Consider the following 18,131-nt stretch of genomic DNA (forward strand, 5'->3'; position numbering starts at 1 on the left):
TACACCCACGGTATGTCGTCGGCAGCGTCAGATGTGTATAAGAGACAGGTGTGCCTGTGACGAACCCATCGCCTGACACTCTGCCTTCGCGGGCAAGCGCGCTCCTACAGGTTGAGTGGCCGACGCCATTTGCTCGTTTGACGCACGCCCACTGCAGGAGCCGGCTTGCTGCGGGCCGCGATCGGACGAACCCATTGTGTCAGCTGACGACTGCGCTGCTGACCCACTGCCTTCGCCAGCAAGCCGGCTCCTACGAAAAATGCCCAGGGCCTGCCGGATTCATCCCAACCCGGAGTCTGGCGCGCATTTGGCCCATGTATTGCTAGATACACCTCACAGGTAGCCAACGGCGGTTGCCCACTCACGACAAAGACGTCGCACCCTTCGCGCAAGCGCACAGGGCTGCGGCGTTTTTTCGTTTTTGCCTTGAACACGTCAAGGCGGGTGGAGTGCCGGTCTGGTGCTTCGCCTGCATGACCTGACCCGTAGCGGTGCGAGCAACACCTCCACCGATCACGAATCCCTGCAGATGAGGTGTTAGATGAACACGAGTTTCTGGAAAGCCGGCCATAAACCGACACTGTTCGCAGCGTTCCTGTATTTCGACCTGAGCTTCATGGTCTGGTACCTGCTCGGCCCGATGGCCGTGCAGATTGCCGCCGACCTGCACCTGACCACTCAACAACGCGGCCTGATGGTGGCGACGCCGATTCTCGCGGGTGCAGTGCTGCGCTTCATCATGGGCATGCTCGCCGACCAGTTGTCGCCCAAGACTGCCGGGATCATCGGCCAGGTTATCGTCATCGCCGCGCTGCTCGTCGCTTGGCAGTTGGGCATTCACAGTTACGAACAGGCGCTGTTGCTGGGCGTGTTCCTCGGCATGGCCGGCGCCTCGTTCGCCGTGGCGCTGCCGTTGGCTTCGCAGTGGTACCCGCCGCAGCATCAGGGCAAAGCCATGGGCATCGCCGGCGCCGGCAACTCCGGCACTGTGTTCGCGGCACTGATCGCACCGGTGCTCGCCGCCAGCTTCGGCTGGAACAACGTGTTCGGCTTTGCCGTGGCGCCGCTGCTGCTGACCCTCATCGCCTTCTCGCTGATGGCAAAAAACGCTCCGGAACGCCCCAAAGCCAAATCCATGGCTGACTATTTCAAAGCCCTGGGCGACCGCGACAGCTGGTGGTTCATGTTCTTCTACAGCGTGACCTTCGGCGGCTTCATCGGCCTGGCCAGCGCATTGCCCGGCTATTTCAACGATCAATACGGCCTGAGCCCGGTGACCGCGGGTTACTACACCGCCGCCTGCGTCTTTGGCGGCAGCATGATGCGACCACTGGGCGGCGCCCTCGCCGATCGCTTCGGCGGCATCCGCACGCTGTCCGGCATGTACGCCGTCGCGGCGATCTGCATCGCCGCCGTCGGTTTCAACCTGCCCAGCTCCTGGGCCGCGCTGGCGCTGTTCGTCGCGGCGATGCTCGGCCTCGGCGCTGGTAACGGCGCGGTGTTCCAGCTGGTACCGCAACGCTTTCGCAAAGAAATCGGCGTCATGACCGGCCTCATCGGCATGGCCGGCGGCATCGGTGGTTTCCTGCTGGCAGCCGGGCTCGGCGCGATCAAGCAGAACACCGGCGAGTACCAACTGGGCCTGTGGCTGTTTGCGTTTCTTGGCGTGCTGGCCTGGTTCGGCCTGATGAACGTCAAGCGTCGCTGGAGAACCACTTGGGGCTCGGCGGCCGTCACCGCCGCCCGTGTCTAGGCCGTGAGCGTCAATCAGCCGCTGACGCCGGTCGCGCCCACTGCGACCGGCCTGCAACTGCGCGTGGCCGAGTTCAGCGCGACCGGGCCGCGGGCCGAGAATCAGGACGCCCTTCGCGTGGTCACCCCTGCTCCGGCGCTGGCCGCCAGCAAGGGTCACCTGTTCGCCCTCGCCGACGGGGTCAGTCAATGTGCCGATGGCGGACTGGCGTCCAGGGCCACGCTTCAGGCGCTGGCGATGGACTACTACGCGACGCCGGAAACCTGGAGCGTCGCCCAGGCCCTCGACCGCCTGCTGCTGGCACAGAATCGCTGGCTGCTCGCCAACGGCTTGTTGACCACACTCAGTGCGCTGGTCCTGCGCGGGCGTCGTTTCACCCTGGCCCATGTCGGCGACTGCCGCGTGTACCGATCGCACTCAGGCCTGCTCCAGCGAATCAGCCAGGACCACGTGTGGGAACAGCCGGACATGCAGCATGTGCTGAAACGCGCACTGGGTCTGGATCAATACGTGGTCATGGATTATCTGGACGGCGAGCTGCGCCAGGACGAGCGCTTGCTATTGGTCAGCGACGGTGTGTGGGCAACGTTGGGCGATCAACGAATCGCCTCGATTCTCAACGAACAGGCAGATCTGGACACGGCTGTCCGAACGCTGGTCAACGCTGCGCATCTGTCAGGCAGCGCCGATAACGCAAGCGCCTTGCTCATACAGGTCGATCAGTTGGGCTCGGACAGCCTGGGCGAAACGCTGCTGCAACTTCAGCAATGGCCCGTCCCGCCCTTTCTCAAGGCAGGCCAGACGTTTGAAGGCTGGCAGGTCGAGACACGTTTGAGCGACTCGCGGCAGTCCCTGATGTATCGCGTACGCGACTGCCAACAGCAACCATGGTTATTGAAGACGCTGCCGCCCTCACGCCTTGACGAGGCCGGCGCGGCGGAGGCGTTGCTGCTGGAAGAATGGTTTCTGCGTCGCGTTGCGGGTCGCTTCGTTCCAGAAGTGCACCCCCTAGGCCAGCGCCAGCATCTGTACTACGTGATGCGCGAGTATTCAGGCCAGACCCTGGCTGAAATCTTCGATCAGGAGGGGCCGATGGCGCTGTCGCCGTGGCTGAGTCTGGCCCAAGAACTGATCGCTGGCGTCGGTCTGCTGCACCGGCGCAATATCATTCATCGAGACATCAAGCCGGACAATCTGTTGATTGAGAAGGCAGGAGGCTTGCGCATTCTGGATTTTGGGCTCGCCTACAGCCCGGGCCTGTCAGCGGATCAAAGCGGCGACGTGCCCGGCACGCCCAGCTTCATGGCCCCTGAAGCCTTCGAAGGCGCAGAACCCAGCCCTGACTTTGATCTGTATGCGGCCAGCATCACGCTGTACTTCCTGCTGACCGGCCACTATCCCTATGGCGAGATCGAACCCTTCCAGCGCCGCCGTTTCGGCCAGCCGCTGCCGGTCAGTCGTTACCGACCCGATGTGCCGGAGTGGCTGGAACAGCATCTGCAACGCGCCTTGCAGGCTGATCCGCTGAAGCGCTTCGAGACCGCAGAACACTGGCTCGTGCACTTTCAACAGGGCGAACTTTCCCCGCTGAACACCCGTACGACGCCACTGCTGGAGCGCGAACCGCTGAAGGTCTGGCGCACAGTTGCCTTGGTGTCGCTGCTGATCAATCTGGTTTTGTGGGTATTGCTGCTTAAAAACTAGTGTGGACTTAGTCGCTCAAGGGCACTTGGCTGGATGGATCCACGTTCATCCCGGTCGCTTGGCTTAGTCCGCCAGACAGCGACTCACCGAGGATTGCAGAGGGTCAAATCGCAGGCAAAGAAAAACCCGGCCTAAGCCGGGTTTTTCGTGAAGCGAGGCTAATTACTTAGCTTGGGCTTCTACTTGTGCTTCTACGCGACGGTTTACAGCGCGGCCAGCGTCAGTTGCGTTATCAGCAACTGGGCGGGATTCACCGTAGCCAACCGAGTTTACGCGGTTAGCGCCAACACCGTACTGGTTAACCAGAACTTGCTTAACGGCGTTTGCACGACGCTCGGACAGCTTCTGGTTGTAAGCGTCAGGACCGACGGAGTCAGTGTGACCTTCAACAGTGGTGGTGGTCTGTGGGTACTGCTTCATGAAGTCAGCAAGGTTCTTGATGTCGCCGTAGCTGTTTGGCTTCACAACCGACTTGTTGAAGTCGAATTTAACGTCCAGCTCAACACGAACAACTTCAGCAACAGCTGGGCAGCCGTTAGCGTCGACAGTCACGTTTGCAGGGGTGTCAGGGCACTTGTCAACGTTGTCGCAAACGCCGTCGTTGTCGCTGTCGGAGCACACTTCAGCTACTGGAGCCGGTGCAGCTTCAACTTTCTTCGAACCGCCGCCGAAGTTCACACCGATACCGACGCTTGGCGCCCACTCGGTGTCGCCCTGGTCGATGTTGTACTGAGCTTCAACGCCAGCACGGGCATAGAAGTTGTCGGTGAAGTACAGCTTGGCACCGCCGCCGATGTTGGCGAAGGTGGAGCGGTTACGACCGTTGCTGCCGTTCTGATCGATGCTCTGATCGGAGAAACCAGCCGAGACGTACGGACGCAGCATGTCGCCCGGGTTGTTGAAGTGGTACAGAGCGTCCAGAGCGGTGTTCGCGCCCTTGATGTTCTGGCCATTGTCGCTACGGACGTTGTGCACTTCGTCATAGCCCAGACGCAATTCAACGTCGTCGGTCAGGAAGTAGCCAACAGAACCGCCGAACAGGTTGCCGTCGTTTTTGAAGTTACGAGCGCTGTCGAACTGTTCTTTCTTGGCGAAGCCTTCGATTTCGACTGCGCCTTGGCCTTGAGCCAGAGCGCCGAACGAAGTTGCGGCAACAATAGTACCAATGGCCAAGCCCAAGGTGTTTTTCAGTTTCATCCGTTAAATCCCCATCTGGTGATTGTAAAGCAGTCCCCCTTAGCGAGAGACAACTCGTCGGCAAGTCTATCAGAACTTGCCTGCTCGTTAGAGATATTTGCACCGAGTTAAGTTTCGGTAACGCCTGCAAATTTCTCACGTAATTTATCAAGTGCCCGTTTGTAACGCATTTTCGTGGCACTCAGGCCCATGTGCATGATGTCTGCGATCTCCTGAAATTCCAGCTCTGCGACAAATCGTAGCACCAGAATTTCCCTGTCGATCGGGTTCACATGCACAAGCCAACGATCAAGCCCGCCCTTTTCTTCTGGTTTTGGCGTCTTTTCTTCCGACGCTTCCTCGAGGGGGTCAAGACTCAAAGCGTCCAGCAACCGACGCTTTCGCCGCTCCTTCCTGTACTGCGTGATGCATTCGTTGTACGTGATGCTGTAGAGCCAGGTCTTGAACTTCGATTTACCCTCGAAGTTCTTCAAGCCATACAACACCTTAAGCATCACTTCCTGACAGACATCATCAGCATCGCGATCGTTCCCCAGATACCGTGCGCAGACGTTAAAAAGTGTCCGCTGGTAACGACGCATCAATTCTTCGTACGCCCGCGTTACGTGAAACAGCTCGGCGTGCGAACGCTCAACCAGCTCCTCGTCGGAGAGCTCGCGTGGGTCGTAGCGCAGAGAGGGCGATTGAACGTTATTCAAAACAAGTCGTGCCGACAGTCGGGTAGATGTCCGCCGCGCCCGGGAATCGCCCGGGTTTTGCGGCGGCATACATTAGCAGATTCGCCGGCTCAACGGCTGCTCACTCGCTGCTCGAGGAGGATCCGGTTGGACAAAGACACCAACTCGCCTTCCTCGGTCAGCAGGGTGGTCTTCACCGTGCCAATTTCTTCGATCTGCCCTTCGACCTCACCCACACACACTTGTTGCCCTACCTGGTACAACTCACGTACATAAATTCCTGCCAGGATCTGGCTCGCGATTTCGCGGCTTCCCAGGCCCATTGCCAGCGCGACTGCCAGACCAACGGTAATCAATCCGATAACAATTACATGGTTCAGCAGGTCGGTCTTGACCTCCAGCTGACTGATCGCCACCGAAATACTGATGATGATCACCAGCCACTGGGCGATTCGCCCCAGGCCGGCCGAGTAATCCAGCCCTACCCCTTCGGCAGCGCCGCGAACGATACCGTTGACCAACTGCGCCAGCAAGACCCCGACCAGCAACACCAGCGCGGCGCCGAAAACCTTCGGCAGGTACAGCGCCAGCATGTCCAGCGTCGCGGAAACCCGCTCCAGCCCCAGCGATTCTGCCGCCGACACGAGAAAAATCAACAGCACGAACCAGTAGACGATCTTGCCGATCAGCGTCGAAATCGGGACCTGAATGCCCGCGCGGCTGATCAGCTTGGTCAAACCGGTGCCACCCATCAGGCGGTCCAGACCGAGTTTGGCCAACAGCTTGGAAAGCAGGGTGTCGAGCAGCTTCGCCACCACGAAACCCAGAAGTACTACCACCAGCGCGCCGAACAGATTCGGAATGAAGTTCGCGACTTTGGTCCACAACGCAGTCATTGCAGTAACCAGGCTCTGCGTCCAGAGATCCAATTCCATATTCAATCAGCCTTGTCTTGTGCAGCGGTCCCGGCAAACGTAGTACCGGAACCGGTCGCCTTGCGGCGGGAAACAGGTGAAACGTGAGCGGAGCCGTTATTCACGGCAATCATCAACGCCTGTGTGCAACGACCCAGAAGACTGAACAGATCACCGGCGCCCACCTGACGGTTGGCGGTCTTCAACACTCGGCCCAGAACGGCATCATCGTCCCGGCTGCTGGACGAAGCGTTGAGCATGTCGCGCAGTGATTCTTCAAACGGGTCGTGCATAGGCACCTCACGCAATGTCACTGAAAGACGCAGCCAATTCTGCTGGAGTCACACGACACTCGTGTGCGCCTTCCGTTTTTTTACACTCACACCCAGCGCAATCGCTTGAACAACCACATTTGCCCCACCGCGACGACCAGTATCAACAGGCAGGCGTACACAAATCCGTAGGGATTTTCCGATCCCGGGATACCGCCCACGTTAATGCCTAACAAACCTGTCAGGAAGCTCATCGGCAGGAAGATGCCAGTGATGACCCCAAACCGATAGATGGTCCTGTTCATGCGCTCGTTGCGACGCCTGTCTTCGGCCTCAAGCGCAAGCCCCACGCGCTCTTTGGTCAATTCCAGCTCTTCGAGATAACGAGTCAGGCTGTTGTTCAATTCGTTCCAGTAATCGGCATCGTCCTCCACGAACCACGGCATCTTGCTGCGCGTCAGCTGGGCGTAGATTTCGCGCTGAGGCGCCAGAAATCGGCGCAGCCCCGCCGCACGCCTGCGGATGTGAACCATGTTGCCGTGCTCGGGCAGATACCGTTCGTCGGCATCTATGCGTTCTTCCATGTCATCGACCAGTTCCGTCAGCTCGCTGACCACCGCCTGAACCTTGTCGGTGAGAAACTGAGCCAGATACAGCAGCAATTCCGAGGCTGTTTTCGGGCCCTTGCCTTCATTCAATGACGCGATCAGTTCGTCGGTTGCCCGCAGCGAACGAAGGCGCAAAGAGATGACCCGCTGGGCGGCAGCAAAAATCCGCACCGACACCATGTCCTCAGGCTCTGCGCCAGGGTTCAGGTTGATCCCGCGCAGAAACAACAGCAATTCGTCATCCGGCAAGGCCAGCAGCCGCGGCCGGGTGTTCTCTTCCAGCATCAGGTCACAGACGAACTCACTGAGCCCGCTGGTCTTGCGTAACCACGTCTGGGTCTGCGGATGGCTACGATCCCAATGGAGCCACACACTTTCGTGGGGCTCCAGCTGCAGACCCTCCAGTGCAGTTCGGGGGATTGAACGCGCCCCGCCCTTTCCGTCCAGAACGAGGGCATGAACCAGCCCCCACTGCGCGTTTGTTTCGTCGAACATTCATGTCCTTACTGAGTGAATCGGTCGCCGTGTGAAGAATAATAAGGCCGGTCAGTCCGGCATCTTCAGTGCGCTGGGCGATACGATGATGCCGTTGTTGTCGGCATAGATGAATTCGCCCGGCTTGAACGTCACACCACCGAAGGTCACTACCTTGTTCAGTTCTCCCAGGCCGCGCTTCTCGGTCTTGAGCGGGTGACTGGCCAAAGCCTGCACACCGAGATCGGTCTGTGCCAGAACATCGACGTCGCGCACGCAGCCAAAAATCACCATGCCCTCCCAACCATTTTTCGCGGCCTTTTCCGCAATCATGTCGCCGAGCAACGCGCAGCGCAGTGAGCCTCCGCCATCCACCACCAATACTTTGCCTTGCCCGGGCTGGTCGGCCTGCTCGCGCACCAGTGAATTGTCTTCAAAGCACTTGAGCGTGACGATCTCGCCGCCGAATGAATCACGGCCACCAAAGTTACTGAACATCGGTTCTACGACCTGAACCAGCTCAGGGTAGGCGTCGCACAAGTCCGGGGTGATGTAGTGCATGGGTAACTCCTGTCAGGAAAGCTCTATGATGAGGGTAGACAGCTAATAGGATAGACAGCTACGAAGATAGACGGCCTGCTTTAACAACCGACGCGCCACGCGCATTGCATCCTTATATAGCACCTCACGCAGATCCGAAAAATCTGACCAACGAGTCGCCACCTGCCGTTCGGCTCCGGTGTCGGGAATGGGTGCAGCTTATCGCCAAGTTGGCGCCCAAGGAATGGCTGCGCCGGTGACAATCAGGGAGTTGCCATCATGTTCAGCGTTGATTCAGCCTTTACCACGGGAACATGGCGGTTCAGCCAGTCAGCCACGCGCGGCCACACCTGGGTTTGCGCAGCTTTGCTGACCAGCATCGGCACGTGGCCGAAGTCTTCGCTGAAGCCGTGTTCACGACCCAGGACGAGAAACGCCTTGTGGTCGCTGCCGAACCGCTCGAAGAGCTCGCGGCAGGCCCATTCCGGGTCCTGATGATCGCCAGCGCCGGCCACGCACAGCAGCGGAACCGTGACCTGTTGCAGCCCGGCCCACCAGTCATCCTTCTTGTGCCCGAAACCGCCGAACAGGCCATGCCAGCGCATGCTTTCCAGAAGGACGCCCATGGGTTCGTCTTCCGGGCCGCGCTTGAAACGCGGGCCCGGAACATGCTCGAAGCGCTTGAGCAGCAGCCGTGCGGTCCATTGCAGCGGCGGCAATTTCAGCGGCCAGTGGCTGCGGGTGACCTGACTGCCGAACAGCGCCACCGACGCGGCGTCGTCCGCCGTCAGATACTGCCCGCCCAATGCCGCGGCGAGGGTTGTGCCGCCCAGGGAGTGGCCGATCCAGTGGGGCGCCTCGCCGGTCTGCTCGCGCACGAACGCAGCGATGGCCGGCAGATCAAAGCGCGCATAGTCAGCGACGCAATTGGTTTTGTACGCACTGTTGCGCGCCGACAAACCGTGCCCGCGCATTTCCGGGATCCACACATCGAACCCGGCACGGGCCAGGTAGGCGCCAAGGCCGATGCCTTTGGGGGAATACCAGAACCGTCGATTGGAAAAGCTGCCGTGCAGCAGCACCACCGGCACGCCTCGGGCATCCGGAGCCGACACAAGCCCCAGCCGGGTGACGGCGATTTCGACAGTGAAATCCGGGCTGTTGCCGGGCTTCAAACGGTAGACGTCCTCGGTCAGGTCGCCACGACGCTCGGCACTGATCAAGGCCACGGGGAAGAGATGACTGCTGCTTTGCATGGTGCTTTTGCTGGACGCTCTTGAAAGATTAGGGGCTGGCATATCGCCGGAACAGCAGATTGACGCTGCCAGCGCGCTGAAAATCACCCACAAAAAAGGGCGGATTCGTTAAAAACCGCCCTCTCGGGAAACCGGCCCATGGAAACGGGCCGGCATCTTACTCGATCTGCATCAGGTTGGAGCGTCCTCTTCGGACAGGAAGAACCAGGTCTCCAGTACCGAATCAGGATTGAGGGAAACGCTTTCGATGCCCTGCTCCATCAACCAGCGTGCCAGATCCGGGTGATCGGACGGGCCCTGACCGCAGATGCCGATGTACTTGCCGGCCTTGTTACAGGCCTGAATGGCGTAGGACAGCAGCTTCTTGACCGCAGGATTACGCTCGTCGAACAGGTGGGCGATGATCCCGGAGTCACGGTCCAGGCCCAAAGTCAGCTGGGTCAGGTCGTTGGAACCAATGGAGAATCCGTCGAAGAATTCGAGGAATTCATCGGCCATCAGGGCGTTGGACGGCAATTCGCACATCATGATCACGCGCAAACCGTTCTCGCCACGGGCCAGACCGTTTTCGGCGAGCAGGTCGATGACCTGACTCGCCTCGCCCAGAGTTCGGACGAAGGGCACCATGATCTCGACGTTGGTCAGGCCCATCTCGTTGCGTACACGCTTGAGGGCGCGGCACTCCAGTTCGAAACAGTCGCGGAAGTTTTCGCTGATGTAACGGGACGCGCCACGGAAGCCCAGCATCGGGTTCTCTTCTTCCGGCTCGTACAGCTTGCCGCCGATGAGGTTGGCGTATTCGTTGGACTTGAAGTCCGAGAGGCGCACGATGACTTTCTTGGGCGAGAACGCCGCCGCCAGGGTGCTGATGCCTTCAACCAGCTTCTCGACGTAGAAACCGACGGGATCGTCGTAGCCGGCGATGCGCTTGTCGACGCTTTCCTTGATGTCCTGAGGCAGGTTGGCGTAGTTGAGCAGCGCTTTGGGGTGCACGCCGATCATACGGTTGATGATGAACTCCAGACGCGCCAGGCCGATGCCGGCGTTGGGCAGCTGAGCAAAATCAAAGGCGCGATCAGGGTTGCCGACGTTCATCATGATTTTGAACGGCAGGTCAGGCATGGCATCGACAGAGTTCTGCTTGATGTCGAAGCCCAGTTCGCCCTCGAAGATGTAACCGGTGTCGCCCTCGGCGCAGGACACGGTGACGCCCTGACCTTCCTGCAACAGCTCGGTGGCGTTGCCACAACCCACTACCGCCGGGATGCCCAGCTCGCGAGCGATGATCGCGGCGTGGCAGGTGCGACCGCCGCGGTTGGTGACGATGGCGCTGGCGCGTTTCATGACCGGTTCCCAGTCCGGGTCGGTCATGTCGGAGACCAGCACGTCGCCGGGCTGGACCTTGTCCATCTCGGACACGTCCTTGATGATCCGCACCTTGCCGGCGCCGATGCGCTGGCCGATGGCGCGGCCTTCCACCAGAACGGTGCCCTTCTCTTTCAGCAGGTAGCGTTCCATGACATTGGACGAGGTGCGGCTTTTTACGGTTTCCGGACGCGCCTGCACGATGTACAGCTTGCCGTCATCGCCGTCTTTGGCCCACTCGATGTCCATCGGGCACTGGTAGTGCTTTTCGATGATCATCGCCTGGCGTGCCAGGTTGCTGACTTCCTCGTCGCTGAGGCAGAAACGCGCGCGGTCAGCCAGGTCGACGTCGATGGTCTTGACCGATTTGCCGGCCTTGGCTTCTTCGCCGTAGATCATCTTGATCGCCTTGCTGCCGAGGTTGCGGCGCAGGATCGCCGGGCGACCGGCTTCAAGGGTGTTTTTGTGAACGTAGAATTCGTCCGGGTTGACCGCGCCCTGCACGACGGTCTCGCCCAGGCCGTAGGCGCCGGTGATGAACACCACGTCGCGGAAACCGGATTCGGTGTCCAGGGTGAACATGACGCCGGCGGTGCCGGTTTCAGAACGCACCATGCGCTGCACGCCAGCGGAAAGCGCCACCAGCTTGTGGTCGAAACCCTGATGCACGCGGTAGGAAATGGCGCGGTCGTTGAACAGCGACGCGAAGACTTCTTTGGCCGCGCGGATCACGTTTTCGACGCCACGGATGTTCAGGAAGGTTTCCTGTTGGCCGGCAAAGGAGGCGTCGGGCAAGTCTTCTGCGGTGGCGGAAGAGCGCACGGCAACGGCGATGTCCGGATTGCCCGCCGAGAGCTCGGCAAAGGCGGTACGGATTTCGGCGTTGAGCTTCTCGGGGAATTCAGCCTCCATGATCCACTGACGAATCTTCGCGCCGGTTCTGGCCAGCTCGTTGACGTCGTCGACATCCAGAGCGTCGAGGGCCTGATGGATCTGATCGTTCAGGCCACTCTGCTCAAGAAAATCACGGTAGGCCTGAGCGGTAGTGGCAAAACCACCGGGAACGGACACGCCTGCGCCCGCCAGGTTGCTGATCATCTCGCCGAGGGATGCGTTCTTGCCCCCCACGTGCTCAACATCATGTTTGCCGAGCTTATCGAGGGAAACTACGTACTCTACCAAGGTGATCTCTCCACTAACCGGTTATTGTTGGGAACGCTTTTGGTGCGGGAATCGCGGCGATTGAAAACAGGTAGAATGCGGCCAGTCATGGCCCGCAAGCCGGCCTATCATATCCACAAATTGTCTTCAGCTTAAGGCCCCGGGGCGCAAATGAAACGATCCGCTTTTTTCATCTCCGATGGCACCGGCATCACCGCCGAAACCCTTGGCCAGAGTCTGCTGGCGCAATTTGAAAATATTACATTCAACAAGTTCACGCGGCCCTATATCGACAGTGTCGAGAAGGCCCGGGCGATGGTGCAGCAAATCAACAAGGCCGCCGAGAAGGACGAAGCGCGTCCGATCATTTTCGACACCATCGTCAATCAGGATATCCGCGAGATTCTCGCGACCTCCGACGGCTTCATGATCGATATCTTCTCGACCTTCCTCGCCCCGCTGGAGCTGGAGCTTAGTTCACACTCGTCCTACTCGGTGGGGAAATCCCACTCCATCGGGCACAACTCCAACTACATGGAGCGGATCGAGGCAGTGAACTTTGCCCTGGACAACGACGACGGCGCCAGGACCCATTATTACGACAAGGCCGACATCATCCTGGTCGGCGTGTCGCGCTGCGGCAAAACCCCGACCTGCCTGTACATGGCCATGCAGTTCGGCATCCGTGCGGCCAATTACCCGCTGACCGAAGACGACATGGAGCGTCTGCAGTTGCCCGCCGCGCTGAAACTGCATCGGGACAAGCTGTTCGGCCTGACCATCGACCCTGACCGCCTGACCGCGATTCGCCACGAGCGCAAACCCAACAGCCGCTATGCCAGTTACGCCCAATGCGAGTTCGAGGTGCGCGAAGTCGAGGGCCTGTTCCGCCGCGAAAACATCCCGCACATCAACTCCACGCATTTCTCGGTCGAGGAAATCTCGGCGAAGGTGCTGGTGGAGAAAGGCGTCGAGCGCCGGTTTAAGTAGCTGCGCAGCGGCAAGTTTGAAGCTGCAAGCTGCAAGTTGGCCGGAGCAGGCCATGCGCTCCGTTCAGAAGCTGTCACCCGGCACGCGCACCCATCCCTCCATCAAGACCCGCGCGCTGCGGCTCATGATGGCTTTTTTGACTTGCCATTCGCCGTCGACCAATACCGCTTCAGCGCCGACGCGTAAGGTCCCGGAGGGGTGGCCGAAGCGCACTGCACTGCGTTCGCCGCCGCCCGCTGCCAGGTTGACCAGCGTGCCCGGAATCGCCGCCGCTGTGCCGATGGCCACTGCCGCCGTGCCCATCATCGCGTGGTGCAGCTTGCCCATGGACATGGCGCGCACCAACAGATCGGTGTCCTCCGTCGTGACCCGCTTGCCGCTGGAAGACAGGTATTCAGCGGGCGCGGCCACGAACGCCACTTTAGGCGTGTGCTGACGCATCGCGGCCTCCTCGACCGTGCCGATCAGCCCCATGCGCACGGCGCCATGGGCCCGGATCGTTTCGAACACGCTCAAGGCCTTCGGATCGCTGTTGATTGCGTCCTGCAGTTCGCTGCCGGTGTAGCCGATGTCCTGGGCGTTGACGAAGATCGTCGGGATGCCGGCATTGATCATCGTCGCCTTGAACGTCCCGACGCCCGGCACCTCAAGCTCGTCCACCAGATTGCCGGTGGGGAACATCGAGCCGCCTGCGCCCTCCTCGTCCGCCGCCGGGTCCATGAACTCCAGCTGCACTTCGGCCGCCGGAAAGGTCACGCCGTCGAGCTCGAAATCGCCGGTTTCCTGCACCGCGCCGTCAGTCATCGGCACGTGAGCGATGATGGTTTTGCCGATGTTGGCCTGCCAGATACGCACCACCGCCACGCCGTTCTGCGGAATGCGCCCCGGGTCAACCAGACCGTTGCTGATTGCGAACGGGCCGACCGCCGCTGACAGGTTGCCGCAATTGCCGCTCCAGTCGACGAAGGGCTTGTCGATGGCCACCTGGCCGAACAGGTAATCGACGTCGTGATCGGCTTTCTCGCTCTTCGACAAAATCACTGTTTTGCTGGTGCTCGACGTCGCGCCGCCCATGCCATCGATCTGCTTGGCGTACGGGTCAGGGCTGCCGATCACCCGCAGCAGCAAGGCGTCACGGGCCGCGCCGGGGGTTTGCGCGGCTTCGGGCAAGTCGTTCCGGAGGAAAAATACGCCCTTGCTGGTGCCGCCACGCATGTACGTCGCGGGAATCTTGATCTGTGCCGTGGAAGCCATGGAACTGTTCCTTTTTATATAGAGCGCACGTCATATAGCGCGCGCGGCGGCTCAGGCGCCGGCCGAGGATTCGAGGAAGTCCTGGGCGAAGCGTTGCAATACGCCGCCGGCCTCGTAGATCAGCACCTCTTCACCCGTGTCGAGGCGGCAGGTCACCGGCACCTCCACACGTTCGCCATTCTTGCGCTTGATGATCAGCGTCAGCGTGGCGCCCGGGGTGCGCGGGCCGATCACGTCGTAGGTTTCACTGCCGTCGATACCCAGGGTCAGGCGATTGGTGCCCGGTTTGAACTCCAGCGGCAGCACCCCCATGCCCACCAGATTGGTGCGGTGGATGCGTTCGAAGCCTTCGGCAACGATGACTTCGACACCCGCCAGACGCACGCCCTTGGCGGCCCAGTCCCGGGACGAACCCTGGCCGTAATCGGCGCCGGCAATGATGATCAGCGGCTGCTTGCGCGCCATGTAGGTTTCGATGGCCTCCCACATCCGCGTGACCTGGCCTTCCGGCTCGATGCGGGCGTAGGAACCCTGCTTGACCTTGCCGTTCTCCACCACCATTTCATTGAACAGTTTGGGGTTGGCGAACGTGGCGCGCTGGGCCGTCAGGTGATCGCCGCGATGGGTGGCGTAGGAGTTGAAGTCCTCTTCCGGCAGGCCCATTTTTTCCAGGTATTCGCCGGCCGCGCTGTCGAGCATGATCGCGTTCGACGGCGACAAGTGATCGGTGGTGATGTTGTCCGGCAGCACCGCCAGCGGACGCATGCCGCGCAGGGTTCGCTCGCCGGCCAGGGCACCTTCCCAGTACGGCGGGCGGCGAATGTAGGTGCTCATCGGGCGCCAGTCGTACAGCGGCGCGACTTTCGGGCCGGTGTCTTCGTGGATGGCGAACATCGGGATGTACACCTGGCGGAACTGTTCCGGTTTGACCGAAGCTTTCACCACCTGATCGATCTCGGCGTCGCTTGGCCAGAGGTCTTTCAAGCGGATCTCTTCGCCATTGGGGCCGAGGCCCAGCACGTCTTTCTCGATATCGAAGCGGATCGTTCCGGCGATGGCGTAGGCCACCACCAGCGGTGGCGAGGCGAGAAAGGCCTGCTTGGCGTAAGGATGAATGCGTCCGTCGAAGTTGCGGTTGCCCGACAATACCGCCGTGGCGTAAAGGTCGCGGTCGATGATTTCCTGCTGGATCACGGGGTCCAGCGCGCCGGACATGCCGTTGCAGGTGGTGCAGGCGAACGCGACGATGCCGAAACCCAGTTGCTCCAGCTCAGTGGTCAGACCCGCTTCGTCGAGGTACAGCGCGACGGTTTTCGAGCCGGGCGCCAGGGACGATTTGACCCAGGGTTTGCGCGTCAGGCCCAGACGATTGGCGTTGCGCGCCAGCAACCCTGCGGCAATGACGTTGCGCGGGTTGCTGGTATTGGTGCAACTGGTGATGGCAGCGATGATGACCGCGCCGTCCGGCATTTCGCCCGGAGTCTCTTCCCAGGCCGCCGCGATGCCTTTGGCCGCGAGATCAGCGGTCGCCACCCGCGCATGGGGGTTGGACGGCCCGGCCATGTTGCGCACCACGCTGGACAGGTCGAAACGCAGCACGCGCTCGTATTCGGCGGTGACCAGGCTATCGGCCCAGAGCCCGGTGTGGCGGGCGAAGGTTTCAACCAGCTGCACTTGCTGGTCTTCGCGACCGGTCAGCCTGAGGTAGTCGATGGTCTGTTGATCGATGCTGAACATGGCCGCCGTCGCCCCGTATTCGGGGGCCATGTTTGAAATGGTCGCGCGGTCGCCAAGGGTCAGCGCGCGGGCGCCCTCGCCATAGAACTCAAGGTACGCGCCGACGACCTTTTGCTGACGCAGGTATTCGGTGAGTGCCAGCACCACGTCGGTGGCGGTAATGCCCGGCTGCGGACGGCCCGACAGTTCGACGCCGATGATGTCCGGCAGGCGCATCCACGAGGCACGGCCGAGCATGACGTTCTCGGCTTCAAGTCCACCGACGCCGATGGCAATGACGCCCAGAGCATCCACGTGTGGGGTGTGGCTGTCGGTGCCAACCAGGGTATCCGGGAAGGCGACGCCGTTCAGCGTCTGGATCACCGGTGACATTCGCTCCAGATTGATCTGGTGCATGATGCCGTTGCCCGGCGGGATCACTTCGACGTTTTTGAACGCCTGCTTGGTCCAGTTGATGAAGTGGAAGCGATCCTCGTTGCGACGGTCTTCAATCGCCCGGTTCTTGCTGAAGGCATCCGGGTCGTAGCCGCCGCATTCAACGGCCAGCGAGTGGTCGACGATTAACTGCACCGGCACCACCGGATTGACCTGGGCGGGGTCGCCGCCCATGTCGGCGATGGCGTCGCGCAGGCCGGCGAGGTCAACCAGCGCGGTCTGGCCAAGAATGTCGTGGCAGACCACGCGCGCCGGAAACCACGGGAAATCGAGATCACGCTTGCGTTCGATCAACTGCGTGAGTGAGGCCGTCAGCGTCGTCGGATGGCAACGGCGCACCAGGTTTTCGGCGAGCACGCGGGAGGTATACGGCAGCGTGGCATAGGCGCCGGGCTTGATCCCATCGACTGCCGCCTGGGCGTCGAAGTAATCCAGCGCAGTGCCGGGCAGCGATTTGCGGTATTCAGTGTTCATCGTCAGGACTCGATCACGGAAAAGTTACGGGTGGAGAGCCCCGTGGAACTCTCCTTTCCCCATCAGCGCTGTTCGATGGGCACGAATTTGCGCTGTTCGACGCCGATGTATTCGGCGCTCGGTCGGATGATGCGGTTGTTGGCGCGCTGTTCGAACACGTGGGAGGCCCAGCCGGTCAGGCGCGAGCAGACGAAGATCGGGGTGAACAGCTTGGTCGGGATGCCCATGAAGTGGTACGCCGAAGCGTGGTAGAAGTCGGCGTTGGGGAACAGCTTCTTCTGCTCCCACATGGTCTTGTCGATGGCTTCGGAGACCGGGAACAGCACCGTGTCGCCTACCTCCTCCGCGAGCTTTTTCGACCAGCCCTTGATCACCTCGTTGCGCGGGTCGTTGTCCTTATAGATCGCGTGACCGAAGCCCATGATCTTGTCCTTGCGCTCCAGCATCGCCAGGGTGCCCTTCGTCGCTTCTTCAGCGGAGGCGAATTTCTGGATCATCTCCATCGCCGCTTCGTTGGCGCCGCCGTGCAAAGGCCCGCGCAGGGTGCCGATGGCCGCCGTGATGCAGGAAAACAGGTCGGACAGGGTCGATGCGCAAACCCTGGCGGTGAAGGTCGAGGCGTTGAATTCGTGCTCGGCGTAGAGAATCAGCGACACGTCCATGACCTTGCGGTGCAGTTCGCTGGGCGCCTTGTCCAGCAGCAGTTTCAGGAAATGCCCGGCAATGGACACCTCGTCGGTGACGCAGTCGATGCGCTTGCCTTCGTGGCTGAAGCGGTACCAGTAGCACATGATCGCCGGGAACGCGGCAAGCAGCCGGTCGGTGGAATCGAGCTGCTGAGCGAAGCTGGCTTCGGGCTCGAGATTGCCGAGCATCGAGCAGCCGGTGCGCATGACGTCCATGGGGTGGGTGTCGGCGGGAATGCGCTCGAGCACTTCTTTCAGCGCCTGGGGCAGGTCACGCAGGCCCTGGAGTTTCTTCAGGTAGCCGTCGAGTTGCGCCTGGGTCGGCAGTTCACCGTACAACAGCAGGTACGCGACTTCTTCGAATCGGGCGTCGGCGGCGAGTTCACGCACGTCATAACCGCGGTAGGTCAGCCCGGCGCCGGCCTGGCCCACGGTGGACAACGCGGTCTGCCCGGCCACCTGGCCTCGCAGGCCTGCGCCGCTCAATACTTTTGCTTCAGCCATTGCTGTCTCCAGTCTTGTAGTTGTGTGGGAATCGGCAATTCTTTCCAGTACGCGAGATGCTTTATCTGTAGGAGCGCGCTTGCCCGCGAAAGCGTCGTGTCAGCACCTGTAAGGTCAGCTGGAAGAATGC

14 protein-coding genes are annotated in these 18,131 nt (G+C 60.8%); 3 read left to right on the forward strand and 11 right to left on the reverse strand.

Annotated features, from left to right (window positions below; translation table 11 throughout):
* The first annotated feature begins 541 nt into the window (after positions 1-541).
* Both ACYAR8_RS21550 and ACYAR8_RS21555 read left to right on the forward strand, forming a co-directional pair.
* Positions 542-1,753: a nitrate/nitrite transporter gene (locus tag ACYAR8_RS21550; RefSeq protein WP_074887156.1), complete on the forward strand. Its 1,212-nt coding sequence runs from the start codon at positions 542-544 to the stop codon at positions 1,751-1,753.
* A 51-nt stretch (positions 1,754-1,804) separates the two neighbouring features.
* On the forward strand, positions 1,805-3,457 hold the full coding sequence (locus tag ACYAR8_RS21555; RefSeq protein WP_463581016.1) for a protein kinase domain-containing protein: 1,653 nt from the start codon (positions 1,805-1,807) through the stop codon (positions 3,455-3,457).
* A 162-nt stretch (positions 3,458-3,619) separates the two neighbouring features.
* Here the strand turns inward: ACYAR8_RS21555 and ACYAR8_RS21560 are convergent, their stop codons facing one another.
* From ACYAR8_RS21560 to ppsA, 8 genes are all read right to left on the reverse strand, one after another.
* Positions 3,620-4,654 (reverse strand): OmpA family protein, encoded by a 1,035-nt coding sequence (locus tag ACYAR8_RS21560; protein ID WP_065988496.1) that lies wholly within the window; start codon positions 4,652-4,654, stop codon positions 3,620-3,622.
* Positions 4,655-4,761: 107 nt separating this feature from the next.
* The gene (gene sigX / locus ACYAR8_RS21565; RefSeq protein ID WP_074887153.1) at positions 4,762-5,352 is read right to left on the reverse strand and encodes an RNA polymerase sigma factor SigX; all 591 of its coding nucleotides are present in this window, start codon (positions 5,350-5,352) and stop codon (positions 4,762-4,764) included.
* Between the two features lie 89 nt (positions 5,353-5,441).
* Positions 5,442-6,266 (reverse strand): mechanosensitive ion channel family protein, encoded by an 825-nt coding sequence (locus ACYAR8_RS21570; protein WP_074887148.1) that lies wholly within the window; start codon positions 6,264-6,266, stop codon positions 5,442-5,444.
* A 2-nt stretch (positions 6,267-6,268) separates the two neighbouring features.
* Positions 6,269-6,538, reverse strand: coding sequence for a CrfX protein (locus tag ACYAR8_RS21575; protein ID WP_463581011.1), 270 nt, complete (start codon positions 6,536-6,538; stop codon positions 6,269-6,271).
* Positions 6,539-6,624: 86 nt separating this feature from the next.
* Positions 6,625-7,620 (reverse strand): zinc transporter ZntB, encoded by a 996-nt coding sequence (locus ACYAR8_RS21580; RefSeq protein ID WP_463581012.1) that lies wholly within the window; start codon positions 7,618-7,620, stop codon positions 6,625-6,627.
* A gap of 51 nt (positions 7,621-7,671) precedes the next feature.
* Positions 7,672-8,160 carry a ribonuclease E activity regulator RraA gene (rraA, locus tag ACYAR8_RS21585; protein ID WP_074887138.1) on the reverse strand — a complete coding sequence of 163 codons (489 nt, stop codon included), beginning with the start codon at positions 8,158-8,160 and terminating at the stop codon, positions 7,672-7,674.
* Between the two features lie 242 nt (positions 8,161-8,402).
* Positions 8,403-9,395 (reverse strand): alpha/beta fold hydrolase, encoded by a 993-nt coding sequence (locus tag ACYAR8_RS21590; protein WP_463581013.1) that lies wholly within the window; start codon positions 9,393-9,395, stop codon positions 8,403-8,405.
* Positions 9,396-9,566: 171 nt separating this feature from the next.
* A complete protein-coding gene (gene ppsA, locus ACYAR8_RS21595; protein WP_074887134.1) occupies positions 9,567-11,942 on the reverse strand; it encodes a phosphoenolpyruvate synthase in 2,376 nt (791 codons plus the stop codon).
* 150 nt (positions 11,943-12,092) lie between these two features.
* On the opposite strand from ppsA, the gene ppsR reads away from it, so the two are divergent.
* Positions 12,093-12,911, forward strand: coding sequence for a posphoenolpyruvate synthetase regulatory kinase/phosphorylase PpsR (gene ppsR, locus ACYAR8_RS21600; protein ID WP_074887131.1), 819 nt, complete (start codon positions 12,093-12,095; stop codon positions 12,909-12,911).
* 63 nt (positions 12,912-12,974) lie between these two features.
* Here ppsR and prpF read toward each other — a convergent pair whose 3' ends face one another.
* From prpF to prpC, 3 genes are all read right to left on the reverse strand, one after another.
* Positions 12,975-14,165 (reverse strand): 2-methylaconitate cis-trans isomerase PrpF, encoded by a 1,191-nt coding sequence (gene prpF, locus ACYAR8_RS21605; RefSeq protein ID WP_463581014.1) that lies wholly within the window; start codon positions 14,163-14,165, stop codon positions 12,975-12,977.
* A gap of 51 nt (positions 14,166-14,216) precedes the next feature.
* Complete coding sequence (gene acnD / locus ACYAR8_RS21610) at positions 14,217-16,811, reverse strand: Fe/S-dependent 2-methylisocitrate dehydratase AcnD (protein ID WP_463581015.1); 2,595 nt, start codon at positions 16,809-16,811, stop codon at positions 14,217-14,219.
* A gap of 62 nt (positions 16,812-16,873) precedes the next feature.
* Positions 16,874-18,001, reverse strand: a complete 1,128-nt coding sequence (gene prpC, locus ACYAR8_RS21615) for a bifunctional 2-methylcitrate synthase/citrate synthase (protein ID WP_074887122.1) — start codon at positions 17,999-18,001, stop codon at positions 16,874-16,876.
* Positions 18,002-18,131 lie beyond the last annotated feature (130 nt).

The organism is Pseudomonas sp. HP_01, assembly GCF_055284355.1.